General features: G+C 42.5%; 7 protein-coding genes and 1 rRNA gene. 5 read left to right on the top strand and 3 right to left on the bottom strand.

The genetic code is table 11. From position 1 onward, the window contains the following. Positions 1-104 precede the first annotated feature (104 nt). Positions 105-222 (top strand): 5S ribosomal RNA (gene rrf / locus FIS9605_RS0118275). 1,286 nt (positions 223-1,508) lie between these two features. After that, positions 1,509-3,272: a protein kinase domain-containing protein gene (locus tag FIS9605_RS0118270; protein ID WP_026733892.1), complete on the top strand. Its 1,764-nt coding sequence runs from the start codon at positions 1,509-1,511 to the stop codon at positions 3,270-3,272. Between the two features lie 82 nt (positions 3,273-3,354). On the opposite strand, the gene FIS9605_RS0118265 is transcribed toward FIS9605_RS0118270, so the two are convergent. Together FIS9605_RS0118265 and FIS9605_RS0118260 are read right to left on the bottom strand one after the other, a co-directional pair. Continuing rightward, positions 3,355-3,930, bottom strand: coding sequence for a DUF924 family protein (locus FIS9605_RS0118265; protein ID WP_026733891.1), 576 nt, complete (start codon positions 3,928-3,930; stop codon positions 3,355-3,357). A 5-nt stretch (positions 3,931-3,935) separates the two neighbouring features. After that, the gene (locus FIS9605_RS0118260) at positions 3,936-4,496 is read right to left on the bottom strand and encodes an SRPBCC family protein (protein ID WP_026733890.1); all 561 of its coding nucleotides are present in this window, start codon (positions 4,494-4,496) and stop codon (positions 3,936-3,938) included. A gap of 489 nt (positions 4,497-4,985) precedes the next feature. On the opposite strand from FIS9605_RS0118260, the gene FIS9605_RS0118255 reads away from it, so the two are divergent. The 3 genes from FIS9605_RS0118255 (at position 4,986) to FIS9605_RS0118245 (ending at position 13,717) form a co-directional block, all read left to right on the top strand. Then, positions 4,986-5,186: a hypothetical protein gene (locus FIS9605_RS0118255; protein ID WP_026733889.1), complete on the top strand. Its 201-nt coding sequence runs from the start codon at positions 4,986-4,988 to the stop codon at positions 5,184-5,186. Positions 5,187-5,229: 43 nt separating this feature from the next. After that, entirely contained in the window at positions 5,230-7,200 is a 1,971-nt protein-coding gene (locus FIS9605_RS0118250; protein ID WP_026733888.1) for a response regulator, read from the top strand. Between the two features lie 247 nt (positions 7,201-7,447). After that, the gene (locus tag FIS9605_RS0118245; protein WP_026733887.1) at positions 7,448-13,717 is read left to right on the top strand and encodes a PAS domain S-box protein; all 6,270 of its coding nucleotides are present in this window, start codon (positions 7,448-7,450) and stop codon (positions 13,715-13,717) included. A gap of 294 nt (positions 13,718-14,011) precedes the next feature. Here the strand turns inward: FIS9605_RS0118245 and ahcY are convergent, their stop codons facing one another. After that, positions 14,012-15,289, bottom strand: a complete 1,278-nt coding sequence (gene ahcY / locus FIS9605_RS0118240; RefSeq protein ID WP_026733886.1) for an adenosylhomocysteinase — start codon at positions 15,287-15,289, stop codon at positions 14,012-14,014. Between the last annotated feature and the right edge of the window lie 557 nt (positions 15,290-15,846).

The following is a 15,846-nucleotide window of genomic DNA, read 5'->3' as shown; positions in this document are numbered from 1 at the left end:
TTTCTCTGTGCAGTCTTCAGGGTTTTGTTGATGGTTGATGGTTGTTAGTTGTTTGCAGTTTTTTACAACCAACCACCAACAACCAACAAACACCAAAAAGTTTTCCTGGTGTCAATGGCGCGGTGGAACCACTCTGAACCCATCCCGAACTCAGTTGTGAAACGCTGCTGCGGCGACGATAGTTGTCGGGTTGCCGACCGCCAAAATAGCTCGATGCCAGGACTTATACTCCACACAAAAGCCTCCTCTTCATAAATAGAGGGGGCTTTTGGTTTTTATTATTTTTTGTATACTGACTATTAAACTAATACCAATTTAAAAAATGATTGCAACAGATGGATTTACATAATCCATACCCCCTAGAGGGTTTCTCAATCCAAAATGGTATAACTATTAAGCTGTTCCACATCTAAATAGGGCGGGCGGGGACGCCCACCCCACAAGAGCTAGACTAATTTAGAATATTAATGTGTTTTAGCTTAAATGGTTGGGATCTGATGGGGTGACAAGGTGGTTATATTGCTGATTGAATCAAGGTCATAGCACGTAGACAGCTTTGAAGAAGACTTTACCGCTTCGCTTGAACTCTGCTATAGATGATGACATGGAAACGCAGGGACACGGCCACGCAGAGAATGAATCATGTGTAGCGAGATATTTGAGAATTTGTATTACAGAAATTAAATTAGCCATCACAATTGACTCAAACGCTTATTCAGCTAGGAGTGAGTGTGAAATTAATGTTGCTTAGTCAAATTGAACACTGCTGCCACCTTAGTGTGTTCAATATTAGTTAATTTGATGACTGACTTAGTTGCGTATACTTACTTGAACAAAAATCCCTAGCTTGATATTTCTCCGAAAGATTTGCCTGCACTGTATTTTGCCGTTTTTTAGTTCGGTACAACAAATCTTAAAGAAGGCTTCAGAAACAAGCCAGACTCAAGTCAGGGTAAGAAAAATTTAAAGATGGATTTGGAATCGCTAATTTTACTGACATTTAAAAGAAATTTTACTAAATTTTGCCAGTAAACCTTTATAATTTGTTTAGACGACACATACGAACTGTCAAAGTTAATGTTTAAATATTAACAATTAAATGTTGATTACTTTTTTAAGATATATCTTAAAAAAGTAATTTTAATATTTTATTCAGTAGCGTTAATGACTGTATATTTCAATTTTTGTTTGTATATATTGAAAGCACAAATATTAAATATAAACAAAATCTCAAAATAGAATCTTTCATTATTTTGCCAAACTGGCAACAGAAATATATATAATTTGTTATTCATTGATTTACCAGGGTTTTTTATTTATGTCTACCGAGAACGCTACAAAGTACTCAAATTAGAGTAGAACCAGGAAGACAATACAATTGCCCTTTAACTTACCACATTTTTGATATTTTGAGATATGTTTGAACAAATTATGGAGGTGCAAAACAAGCTAGATAACTGAATGGAAAAGCAGCATTGCAGTAATTTCTTAACAATTACCGTCACAATATGATTGGTCAGTTACTTGCAGGACACTATAAAGTCCTTGAAGTATTGGGTGAGGGGGGTTTTGGTCAAACTTATATTGTTGAGGACATACATCTCCCTAAAAAACCTAAATGTGTCCTCAAACATCTCAAAACTAACAGTGCAGATCCAGAATCTTTAGAAACTGCCAGAAGGCTATTTCAAAAGGAAGCAGAAACTCTGCAACAGTTGGGTAATCACGACCAAATACCAAGACTGTTAGCTTACTTTGAAGAAAATCAACAGTTTTACTTAGTACAAGAATTTATTGAGGGGCATCCCCTTAGTAGAGAACTAATTTTGGGGCAAAGATGGACTGAAAGCCAGACGATTGAGATGCTCATGGAAGTATTGAGCATTTTGGAATTTGTCCACAGCCAAGGAGTAATCCATCGTGATATCAAACCTGACAATCTAATTAGACGTGCTTGTGACAATCAATTAGTTTTGATTGATTTTGGGGCCATCAAACAGCTACGAAGCCAAACAGCTATTGGCCCAGGACGGCAAAATATCACAATTATTGTTGGTACTCGCGGTTACATGCCCTCTGAACAGATTAGACGTTTACCACGTCCTAGTAGTGATATTTATGCTTTAGGGATGATGGGTATTCAGGCACTAACAGGGGTGTATCCGCACACACTACAAGATGAGCCGGATACAGGCGAAATACTTTGGCAAGATCTCACTTCTGTAAGTCCAGAGTTAGCTGATGTCCTCACCAAGATGACGCGCTACCATTTCAAAGACCGCTACCAGACAGCAACTGAAGCATTGCAAGCGCTTCGAGAATTGGCAAATTCTAATGTTAGTAAGACTGTCAAAACTGAGGTCAAACCAGAAATTACTACTACGAACTTACATCAACTAACTCTAGAATGGGTAGAAGATGGGCAAGTAAAATATCGTACAATTCTGGAGAATCAAGAGAGCAAAAACCCAGGGAAAATTCGCATCGGTCGTGACCCTCAAGAGTGCGATATTGTTTTACTAGATCCGACAATATCTGGGCTGCACGCAGAAATCTTTTTTCATTCTCAAAAGCAGAGGTTTTATTTGCGGAATCTTCGCCAGCAAAATCCTCCTATCGTTGATGGACAATTACTTTTGGCTGGTGAAATACCTCTTGCTGTTGGCAGCAGTTTGCGCTTAGGTAAACAGGATTTTAAGGTTAAAGAGATTACGTGCAAGCAGTATCCTAATGGCTACACTCCGATAGAGTACGCTAGACGTTTTGCTATTACACTAGCATCGCCACAACCTGTGCTCAAGACGATACGAATATCGCAAATTAAAAAGTCAGAAGAAGTTGCTAAGCCCGTACTACCACAGAATCCTACCAGTGTTTCGGCTTCACCCAAGCAAGTGAAACCACCAATACCAAAGATAGGTACGGCAGTTTTGATCAGCGCGATCGCCGGTGTAATTGTTTTGAATACTGGTAAGTTAGGTAAAGGTAATTCACAACAAAATCTTGTATTACAACAACCGCAACTGTGTCGTCTTGTTTCTCCCTCTGGCGGGAAATTATTGGCAAATTTACGCCCTGAACCACAAACAGAAGTTGGCGCAATGAAACAATTGAATCTTGGCGAGAAGGTTTTATTTATTCAAGCGCGAGGAGATTTTGTACAAGTCAAACTTTCTGATGGTACACAAGGTTGGGTGTTTGGAGATGAGATCCAGCCTTGTGAAAAAACAGCACGTACTTATCGTGGCTCCTCAAGTTTACTGTCTTATTAATTGCGATCACCTCTTTAATCGTTTATAAAATCCCCAAAAACGCACTGTTTGATTAATAAATGCGTCTTTGGGTAAGATTAACCTAAAACCGTGACCCAGACTGCTTCAAAAACTCCTTCTCCTCTGAAGTTGAGGTTCTTCCTAAAATCGCATTCCGATGGGGAAAACGCCCAAAGCGTTCAATCACTTCCATGTGACGAATGGCATAGTCAATGCAGCTGGCACTATCAGGGTCATCACTGAGTTGCTGAAATAACTTTACTGCCCGACGCTGATCTTCCAGGTTTTCACTGTGTTCAAAGGGCAAATAAATAAACCAGCGTTGTACGGGCAGCAATTTCCGATCGTAGCCTTTTGCAATAGCGTGATGAGCTGTTGAGAGTGCTTCCCAGTCAGTTGCAAAGGCTTCTGGAGTACCGCGAAACATATTTCGGGGGAACTGATCCAGCAGTAAAATAAGTGCCAAACAGGTATCGGGAAATTCTATCCAGTCCTCTAAGTAACCCTCTGCTGCCTTTTGGTAATCTTTTAAAAACCTGGTTCGCACTTGTTCATCAAACTCTGGTTTCTTGGTAAACCAAAAATCCCTTGGTTTGCCGTAATCGGCTTGATCGGGTTTGCCAAACCAAAAGTCTAATATTTCTTGTGCCTGTGACATTGTTTTTACTGACTAGTACAAATAACTTGTCGCATTTTACGCATATTTGCAGGCAATTCAAAATTCATGGCTTGTTGAATAAAAAGTGACGGTATGGGAATGCTAGGGGTAGCTTGTACGGTATAACTTAGCAAAGTGCCATTATCACAGTCTTGTAGGTATAAATCCGCACTAAAATCGTTAAAAGTACCTTTTTCCAAGCGAAACTGGATTTTCTGTCCCAATTCTTCTACTACATTTAGATAAATTTCTACATGGGCACTAAAAAATAAGAAAGCTTTTTGTGCCACTTGATACAAACGCTTGATTTCGCCTCGTCTGTACAATACTTCGCTTTTGCTAACATCGGGAAAATATTGCACCCACCGAGGGTAATCTGTGAGTTGCGAAAAGACTTGCGATCGCACCATTGGCAAATACATCCAAGCAGTGACAGCACCACCCCAAGCTGTATGCGATCGCGTTTCTGTTAAGATTTCACCCTGTATTATTCTCTGTTGCTTGTCTTGAGTCCAAGCCATTTGCGAACCTGCGGTAAATAAGTCTGAAATATAAGATGCAGACATAATGTTTTCAGTTACTCCTCAACACATCCACTTTCATCGGCCTAAGTTATTAACTATCTAAACCGATTGAGTCATATGTCAACAATTTTAGTTCCAGTCCAATATACAAGATTTCCGGAATAGTCCTTTACTGATTATTATGCCCAAAATTTAACTAAAATTAAGTAATTTTCATTACGAAGTATTATGTAATAATACTTAATTATATGCAAAATCTGTCACAAGTTTTATGAAAAACTTTATTTTTCATAGGTAGAATGACACAGAGATTGGGTACTGGTGATTGGGGATCGGGGAGAGTGGGAGGGGAGAACCGGAGGTGGGGAGATGAAAAGTCACGCATTCACGCATTCAAAAGTCAAAAATTTTGAATGCGTGAATTCCGCGAAGCGGTTCGCCCCATCCTCCCATCCCTCCTTGTCTCCCTTGTCCCCTTTCCCTAGTCACCAGTCCCCAGTCTCTCATCCCTAAAATCAAGAGGTAAATTACGTGAGTCCATCTTCATCAAAATTAAATCGCAGATTAACCCAGGTTTTCGGCATCTTTCTCGGTATTACGATCGCTGTTTGGGTATTGAGAGGCTTTGGTATACTCACTTTTATTCCCGGAGGAGTGATTTTGCTGTTATTCTTAGCAGCGATCGCAATTGGTATTCTCAGTCACCTGCAAAGAACTTGGTGGCGTTTCTAAGCCATGTAAATGTGAAAACGATATTGCTAGTTTCATCGACATAATGGATAGTAATTCACAGCAGGTAAGCAAAGGCAACATCTTAATAGTTGATGACTCTCTGGAACATCTAAAAGCTATAGCTGCTACACTGTCTCACTATGGATATACAGTCTGGAGTTTGACTCAAGGCTCAATGGTTTTGGCAGCTGCAAAATTGGCTTTACCAGATCTAATTTTGCTTGATATCAAAATGCCAGAAGTAGATGGCTATGAAGTTTGTCAACAACTGAAAGCTGATGAAGTTACTTTCCATATCCCAATCATTTTTCTGAGTGCTTCTCATGATGTTTTTGATAAAGTGAAAGCTTTCAAAACCGGTGGTGTAGACTACATCACCAAACCATTTCAAGCAGAAGAAGTTTTGGCAAGGGTAGAAAATCAACTTATCATCCAAAGACTAAATAAACAGCTGAAACAGCAGAATCAACAACTACAAAAGGAAATTGCAGAAAGATACAAAGCAGAAGCAGCGGCGGCAGCAGCATCTCAAGCAAAGACTAACTTCATAGCAAATATGAGCCATGAATTGCGAACACCCTTAAATGCTATTCTTGGTTTGACACAACTCATCAGCCGCGACTTCGATTTAAGCGAGGATGTACAGGAAAATCTCAGAATTATTTATCGTAGCGGTGAGCATTTACTAGCATTAATTAATGATATTTTAGAACTCTCCAAAATTGAGGCAGGTGTAATTTGGCTTGAGGAAAGTAGCTTTGACTTTTATTACCTACTTGACAGTATTGAAGAGATGTTTCAAGTCAAAGCAGTACAGGAGAAAAATAAACTGATATTTAATATTGCGCCAAATACTCCTCAATATATAAAAACTGATAAAAAAAAGTTACGTTGCTGTTTAATTAATCTCATTGATAATGCCATTAAATTCACTAAAAATGGAACTGTAATATTGCGAGTGAGTATAGAAGATGAGAAAATAAATTCATCCTATCTTTTATTTGAGGTAGAAGATACTGGTTGCGGGATCGCACGTGATGAAATTGAAAAATTATTTGATGCTTTTGTACAAGCAGAAGTGGGGAAAAAATCTACGGAAGGAACTGGTTTAGGTTTGACAATTACCCGTAAGTTTGTACAAATGATGGGAGGAAATATTACCGTAGAGAGTAGTTTAGGTCAAGGGTCAATTTTTAAGTTTAAAATCAAAATCACAGTCGTAGATGCTTCAGAAGCGATCGCAAAACAGCAGCAGCGAGTGATTGGTTTGCAGCCTGGTCAACCAGTATATCGAATTCTTGTAGTTGATGACACTATAGAAACCACTAAATCGCTTATGAAATTGCTAGAAAGAACTGGTTTTGTAGTGCGTACGGCTGAAAATTCTCAAGAGGCGATCGCTGTTTGGGAAAGTTGGCAACCACATTTAATCTGGATAAACACCCATATACCAGTTATGGAGGCTGCAATCAAAGAGATTAGGAAGAGGGAGAGACAGGGAGATAGGGAGATGGAAAGGTGGGGTGATGGGGGGAACGTTTCTCCTCATCACCCCAACCCTACGGGAAGTCGCCCGGAGGGCGTCTACACCCCATCGCTCCATACCATTATCATCGCCCTCACTACAACCATCTCTATTGAGAGGCAAAGAGAAATTTTAACTGCTGGTTGTAATGATCTTGTATCCAAGCCTTTTTCTGAAGAAGTAATCTTGGCAAAAATGGCAGAGTATTTAGAGGTGAGTTATATTTATGAACAATTGCCTATTATAAGTAATAGTGCCAGTAAACGTTATGCAGATTCATTTTTACTTCAAGAATTAGCTCTAATGCCTTTAGATTGGGTGAGAGATTTATATCAAGCCTCCAATGAAGTCAATGAAGAATTAATTTATGAACTTCTTGAAGACATACCAAAAAATCAGGCAAGTTTACTTGCAGGTTTAAAATCTTTAATTAATGATTTTCGTTTTGATATTATAGTTCATCTAACAGCACAAATTATCAATAAATAAGTAAAAGGGACTGGGGATTGGGCATTGGGCATTGGGAATTGGAAATTGGTTTTCTTACCGATGCCCCATGCCCTTTGCCCAATGCCCATTGCCCCATTCTCCAGTAAAGAGTCCCCTCAAGCGTGGAGCGGCGTTCACCCAACGCCGCTAACATCAAGGTGGTATAGCGGGGGACTCACGAAACGCGACCAGTTAAAATAAATAATTAATTTAAATTTTTTAGTAAATATTTTTTATATAAATAAAAATGAATACTCAGCAGATAAAAATTTTGTTAGTTGACGATAAACCCGAAAATTTACATTTTTTATCCGATATCCTCATTCGCAAAGGTTACAAAGTTCAAAGAGCAATTTCCGGACGATTGGCAATTAATGCAGCGCTCGCTTCTCCTCCCGATTTGATTTTGCTGGACATTCTGATGCCAGAAATGAATGGCTATGAAGTTTGCAAGCAACTGAAAGCCCACAGTAAAACTCAGGATATCCCAATAATTTTTCTCAGTGTCGTAGACGAAGTTTCTGAAAAAGTCAAAGCTTTCGAGTTAGGTGCTTTTGACTATATCATCAAGCCACTGCAAGCCGAAGAAGTTATAGCGCGTGTAGAAAATCAGCTCACCATCCAAAAACTACAAAAGCAGCTCAAAGAGCAAAACAAGCAACTGCTTTGGGAGATGCAAGAACGTCAGCGTATTGAAGCAGCGCAAAAATCTCGCAAACGCTTTCTAGAAGTTCTGAGAGAAATAACAGATAAAATCCGTTCCGAGTTAGACAGTCAAAAAATCTTTGAGACAGCTGCTATACAAATAGGTCAGGTTTTTGGTGTCAGTCGCGCCCTTATTCGTACCTACGTCACCGAACCAACTCCTAGAATGCAGGTAGTGGGCGAATACCTCGCTCCTGGCATTACCTCGCTCATGAATGTGGAAGTACCTGTGATGAGTAATCTGCATGCCCAACAGGTATTTTCACAAGATAAAGCGATCGCCTCGAACAATGTCTATACCGATCCGCTGTTGCAGAAAACCAAGGCGATTAGCCAAAAGACTGGTCTGAAGTCCATGCTGGCAGTACGCACATCTTATAAAGGTAAACCAAATGGCGCAATTGGTTTGCATCAGTGCGATCGCTATCGGGACTGGAGTCAAGAAGAAATTGAACTATTAGAGTCCATCGCCGCGCAACTGGGAATAGCGATCGCTCAAGCTCAACTGCTAGAGCAAGAAAAACAAGCCCGTTTGAAATTAGACAGGCAAAATCTCCAACTCCAGCAAGAAATTCGCGATCGCCTCAGCGCCGAAGCAGCTACTAAAGAAAGCGAAAGTAAATATCGCCGCTTGGTTGAGACATCCCAAGACATGATTTGGTCGGTGGATTTGCAAGGGCTGATTACCTTTGTCAACGCCGCCGTCAAACAGATTTACGGTCACGAACCCGAAGAAATGCTCGGGCGTCCCTTCACTGATTTTATATCGCCTGCAAATGTTGCTAAAGACCTAGAAGCCTTCGGAGGTATTCTTGATGGCGAATCTGTCTTTCAGTATGAAACTACCTGCATTCATAAAGATGGTAGCCAGCTTTACCTAATGTTTAATGCGATCGCCGTCCAGGATGAAGAAGGGACAATTGTTGGAGTTACAGGTACAGCTACAAATATTACAGCGCGAAAACGGGCAGAACAAGCAATAAAAGAAAGCGCCGACAAGCTCAGCAAGCATAACCTCGTATTGACGGAACTGGCAAAAAATCAGGTGCTTTATCAAGGCGATTTGAAAGCCGCTTTAAGTAAAATCACGGAAGCAGGAGCCAAGAACATTGAGGTAGCCCGAGCCAGCGTCTGGCTATACGACGAAACACGCACACATATTCACTGCTTCGACCTATTTGACAAGACTCATAATCAGCACAGTGATGGATTTTCTCTGTTAGTGGCAGATTACCCAGCTTATTTTCAAGCTTTGCAGCAAGACCAACCAATTGCAGCCACAGATGCTTACACCGATCCAAGAACGAGAGAATTTTCCCAGTCTTATTTAACTCCATTGGAAATTGCTGCGATGCTCGATACACCTGTGAAGCTTGCAGGTGTAACGGTAGGTGTTTTATGCTTGGAACACGTAGGTGCTCCTCGTAATTGGACACCAGAAGACCAAAATTTTGCTCGTTCCCTCAGCAATTTAGTTTCTTTGGTGCTAGAAGCGCGAGAACGACGCCGAACAGAAGCAGCGCTGCGACAATCCGAAGCCAAGTTAGCCTCAGCTTTTCGCTCATCTCCCGATCCGATCGCCCTCACTACTTTTCCAGAAGTACGCTACATCGAAGTTAACGACAGCTTCTGTAAATTTTTTGGTTATTCTCGTTCTCAAGTAATTGACCGCACCTACAAAGAATTGGATATTTGGGTGAATCTAGAAGAATGCGCTACATTGTTTCAGATTTTGCACCAAACAAAAGCAATTCGCAACCATGAGGTTGATTTTCGTAGTGCGAGTGGGGAAATCAGAACAACACTGTTCAGTGCAGAATTGATCGAGATTGACGGACAACAGTATTTACTCGGTACTGCTCGTGACATAACAGAACGCAAGCAGGCAGAAAATGAAAGTCGCCTGCTGCTGGTGACAACCCAAGCTATCAGTCGCGCTGTAGACGTAGACAATGCCCTAGCCCTTGTTTTGCGCTTAATTTGCACCACTATCAGCTGGGATTTTGGCGAAGCGTGGATACCCAGTGAAAATGGCAGTGCTTTGGAGTATAGCCTTGGTTGGTACGGACAAGATAGTTGTTTAGAAGAACTTTGCCGATATAGCCAATTGATCAGATTGGAAAAAGGTGTGGGACTGCTAGGACGAGTTTGGCGCAATAAACAACCAGAATGGATAGAAGATGTTTCTGAAGTTGCAGAATCTGAATTTACGCGAAGCTCCAAAGGAGCCGCTGCGCTAACGCAACAAGCAGCGCAAGTCGGATTAAAAGCTGGTTTTGCCGTTCCCATTTTGGCTGGCAGTGAAGTAGTGGCAGTGTTGGCATTCTTTAAACGCAGCCCCAGTGCAGTAGATCAGCGCTTGCTATATTTGGTGAGTACTGTTGCGGCTCAATTAGGTGCGCTCATTCAACGCAAACAAGTAGAAGCTGCCCATCGCCAAAGCGAAGAACGTTTGCAACTGGCATTAGAGGGTAGTGATTTAGGATTGTGGGATTGGAAGATCAAAACTGGCAAAGTTTACCGCGATTGGCGCTGGAAGAAAATGCTGGGATATGAAGAACACGAAATAGGAGATGATTCTCAAGCTTTTCGGCAGTTGGTACATCCGGAGGATGCGGAAGTAATCAAGTTAGCATTAGAGGCCTATCTTCGCGGTGAAAGTCCTGCGTATGAAGTAGAATTTCGCATGCGTTCTAAATCTGGTGAATGGAAATGGATACAGTCTCGCGCTCAGGTATTTGAGCGCAATGAATCCAAAGAGCCGCTGCGGATGACAGGTACGCACAAAGACATCACCGAACGCAAAACCTTAGAACGAGAACTAGCTTTGCGGGAAGCTCGCCTCAATGCCTTTTTCTCCTGCGCTCCCGTGGGCATGAATATTTTAGATAACCAACTGCGGTACGTGCAAATCAACGAAATCCTTGCAGATATTCACGGGCTACCCCAACAAGAGCACATTGGCAAAACTCTCTCACAGATAATACCCCAGATTGCACCCTTGGTAGTACCATTCTACGAACAGGTGCTACAGACTGGTAAACCGATTATGAATGTGGAAGTGAGCGGTTCATTACCTCAACAATCAGATATCGTGCGTCACTTTTTAGCTTCTTACTTTCCCATTCCTGGAGATGACACCAGCCCCTCTGGTGTGGGTACAGTTGTGCTAGAAATCACAGATCGCAAGCAAGCTGAATTAGCTTTGCAAGAAAGTCAGCGGCGATATCAAACCCTAGCAGAAGCCTCGCCTGTAGGTATATTTCACACCGACTCCTGTGGCAATTGTCTTTATGTGAATCAGCGTTGGAGCGATATTACCGGACTTTCGACCGAAGCTGGTTTGGGTAACAGTTGGACTAGCGCCATACATGTTGACGATCGCGATCGCGTCTTTGCCGAATGGCAGGAAACAATAGCAGCTAAAAAGCCTTTTTATTTTGAGTATCGCTTTGTACATCCTGACAGCAAAATTGTCTGGGTAATTAGTCAAGCTCTGCCAGAATTTGATGATGACGGCGAATTGAAAGGATACATCGGCACAGTTACAGATATCACCGAACGCAAACTTGCTGAAGATGCCTCGCGGGAGAGCGCAGAGAGGGAAAAAGCCATAGCTCAGGTCATTCAAAGAATGCGCCAGACATTGGAAATAGAAACAATTTTTACCGCTACGACCGAAGAATTGCGGCAAGTACTAAACTGTGATCGCGTAATTGTGTATCGTTTCAATCCTGACTGGAGTGGCGAGTTTGTAGCTGAGTCGGTGGGGAGTGGCTGGATTTCGCTGATCGAACAAGACAATAATGACCCCAATTCTTCAGAAAGCACTATTCAAAACGAACGCTGCATCATCCAAACATTGAATAGTACAGATAACCAAGTACTCGATACTTATCTGCAAGAAACCCAAGGCGGAGTTTACACCCGAGGTGCAAGTTTCCTCTGCATACCAGATATTTACACAGCTGGGTTTGATCCTTGTTACATCAACCTCTTAGAGCACTTTCAAGTCAGAGCTTATATTACTGTTCCCATCTTTTGTGGCAATCAACTTTGGGGACTACTGGCAAGTTATCAAAATTCTGCTCCCCGTCAATGGAAAAAAGAAGAGATTAACATTGTCGTGCAAATAGGTAATCAGTTGGGAGTCGCTTTACAGCAAGCTGAATTACTGGCACAGACTCAAAGACAATCACAAGCACTGCAACAAGCAGTCATCGCCGCTGATGCCGCCAACCATGCCAAAAGCGAATTTCTTGCCAACATGAGTCATGAATTGCGTACCCCACTTAATGCCATTCTTGGCTTCACTCAAGTCATGAGTCGTGACAGTACTCTCTCCACTGAACATCAGCAAAACCTGAGAATTATCAATCGTGCTGGCGAACATCTGCTCAACTTAATCAACGACATTCTGGAAATGTCCAAAATCGAAGCTGGTAGAACCACATTGAATTTATCCAGCTTTGATTTAATTCACCTGTTGGATAACCTCCAAGAAATGCTGCACATCCGTGCTGCTGCCAAAGGCTTAGAACTGATGTTTGAATATGCACCAGATCTTCCCAGATATGTAAAAACCGACGCTAGCAAACTGCGGCAAGTTTTACTCAACCTTTTGGGAAATGCAATTAAATTTACTGAGACTGGTAGCGTGAAGTTGCGCGTTTTGCTGAGAGATGGGGAGATGGGGAAGGGGGGGCCCCCACTTTGTGGGGATAAGGGGCAATGGGGAGATGGGGGGAAAAACTCTCCCCACCACCCCAGCACCCCACCACCCCATCTCTGCTTCGAGGTAACTGACACTGGCTCTGGTATTTCTCCAGAAGAATTTAAACAGCTGTTTCAAGCTTTTGGGCAAACCGAAACAGGCAGAAAATCCCAGCAGGGAACCGGACTAGGTTTGGCCATTAGCCGCAAGTACGTGCGACTGATGGGAGGTGAAATCAGCGTTAGTAGTACTATCGGTGTGGGTAGTACATTTACCTTTCATATTCAAATCAGTCTAGCTTCTCCAAGTGAAATACAGACCACCACTACCCCACACCGCCAAGTAATTGGTTTAGCACCTGATGAAGGCGAATACCGTATTTTGGTAGTTGATGACGCCAATGACAGCCGCTGGCCATTAGTAAAATTACTTACATCTATTGGCTTTTCCATTAGAGAAGCCACAAATGGTGCTGAAGCTATCTCTGTTTGGGAGTCTTGGCAGCCACACCTCATCTTCATGGATATGCGAATGCCTGTGATGGATGGTTATGAAGCCACCAGGCAGATTAAAGCAAGAGAGAGAGGAAGACGGGGAGAAAGGGAGAGGGGGGGAGAGGGAGAAATATCCCCCACTCTCCCACTCCTCCACTCTCCCACTCTTAATACCATCATCATCGCTCTCACTGCTAACGCCTTTGAGGAACAACGACAGGCAATGATGGCAGCGGGTTGTGATGATTTTATTAACAAACCTTTCCGTGAAGAACTATTACTAGAAATAGTCAGCCAATATCTGGGAGTAAGATATCTTTACAAAGAAGAAAATAATCAGATGTTAAAAGAAAAGCAAACAAACACAACACAAATATTAAATTCAACTGATTTACTTGCTTTATTGTCTGAAATGCCGTCTGAATGGTTGACACAAGTGTACCATGCAGCTGCTCAATGCAGTGATGACATGATTTTAGAATTACTTGAGCAAATTCCTCCCGAACAATCTCTGTTAGTAGAATTTCTCGCCGATTTAGCGAAGAACTTTCAATTTGAAAAAATTATGGAATTGACCAACACTGCTAATACCAATTCCCTTTAATTGAACTATTCGCAAACAAGGGCGGAATGTGGGTTTGAACTGACTGGGACTACTTTTATAGCAGGGAACTCTTAACAGGGAACTCTTAACAAGCTTGAAAGTCCTTTGGTGTCAAGGTTTTACGATCAGATGATGTCCTAACATACCTGGCTATAGCTATATTTATCCCAACCAACAAGCAACATCAATAAAAAAAAGGGATAGGCAATACGCCTACCCCAAGGCAATAGCCTTAGAAAACCTAGCTTAAGCTTAACTTTTCTGTTGTGGTTGTACGTAAATTATCGGTAAAGATTAGGTGCCAGAAGTCCAAGAATTGATGTACTCAACTTGTTCTGGCGTAAGGGAGTCGATCTTAATTCCCATCGCCTGCAACTTCAAGCGGGCAATTTCTTGATCAACTTCGGTGGGAATGGAGTGAATACCAGGTTCCAGCTTACCTTTATTCTTGACCAGGTATTCGCAACCAAGAGCTTGGTTAGCAAAGCTCATATCCATCACCGCACTGGGGTGTCCTTCGGCGGCGGCAAGGTTAATCAAGCGTCCTTCACCCAAAACTACAACTGATTTGCCATTTTGCAGGCGATATTCTTCGGTGAAAGGACGTACTGTCTTCACTTCTTTGGCTTTAGTACCCAAGGCTTTCAGGTCGATTTCAATATCAAAGTGACCGGAATTACAAACAATAGCACCGTCTTTCATCACGTCGAAGTGTTCGCCACGAATGACGTGCTTGTTGCCAGTAACCGTGATAAACAAATCGCCTAGGGGTGCAGCTTCTGCCATTGGCAGTACGCGGAAGCCATCCATTACAGCTTCAATGGCTTTGATGGGGTCAATTTCGGTGACAATCACGTTTGCACCTAATCCCCGTGCGCGTAAAGCAGTACCTTTACCACACCAGCCGTAACCGACGACAACAACGGTTTTACCAGCCAGCAGGACGTTGGTAGCACGGATAATGCCATCCAGGGTTGATTGTCCTGTACCGTAGCGGTTGTCAAAGAAGTGCTTGGTATCGGCGTCGTTGACATTCACTGCTGGGAAGGTGAGAACGCCATCTTTGAACATGGCACGCAACCGCACAATGCCTGTGGTGGTTTCTTCTGTAGTGCCGATGATGTCAGCGAGTTGGTTTTGGCGTTCTTGTACCAGAGTGGCAACCACGTCACAACCGTCATCAATAATAATGTTGGGACGGTGATCTAGAGCGATTTGTACGTGGCGGCTGTAGGTTTCGTTATCTTCGCCTTTGATGGCAAAAACAGGAATTTCATAGTCGGTGACGAGGCAAGCAGCGACGTCATCTTGAGTTGAAAGGGGGTTGCTGGCAATTAATACAGCATCTGCACCACCAGCTTTCAAGGCAATTGCGAGATTTGCTGTTTCTGTTGTGACGTGACAGCAAGCCACAAGGCGAATGCCCGCAAAGGGTTTTTCTTGGGCAAAGCGATCGCGAATTTGCCGCAATACTGGCATCTCGCGTCCAGCCCATTCAATGCGCTGTCTTCCCAAAGGAGCTAGGGCGAGGTCTTTAACCTCGTGCTTTAATCGGGGAGAAGTTGCGGTCATTAAATAGTTCCTCAATACAAAGTAAGTAAAGTTGCGTAAATTTTCACGCACTCTACTAGATTATTCTAAGAGATGCGAATTCAACCAGAACATCCACTTCTTTGCTTTAAATTTATCTTTCTTTTTACCTCTATTATTTCCCTACAAGGCTGCAAAGGTAACTGCTGCAATAGGTTTATGTGTGTCGTCTCCTCTTTGAGAGCAGGTGTTCTAGGTTGAATAGTTTGTCTTTATCAAACTAAAAATGAAAATAAAATAAACTTTTCATAAAGTAAATACAGATAAACACTGAGCTGCGGACAGGTACAATTACTGAGGTTGATTTGTCAGCATCAACTGGAAGGAACTGGTGACTGGGGACTGGGGACTAGGAACTGGGGACTGGGGACTGGGGAACTCGGGGGCCCCACGACCACCGGGAGTACGGATTAGGGAGGACAGCGCCGTGGGCGGGTTCCCCGACTTGGGGCGACTGTCCGTCGGCAATGAGGACTAGGTAGGAGATGAGAAGAATCTTCTCCCAATCCCCAATCACCAATCCCCAATACCCAATACCT

This window comes from Fischerella sp. PCC 9605, from assembly GCF_000517105.1.
Classification (GTDB): domain Bacteria; phylum Cyanobacteriota; class Cyanobacteriia; order Cyanobacteriales; family Nostocaceae; genus PCC9605.
The sequence above is the reverse complement of the archived record's forward strand: the minus strand, read 5'-3'. Positions and strand labels throughout refer to the sequence as shown.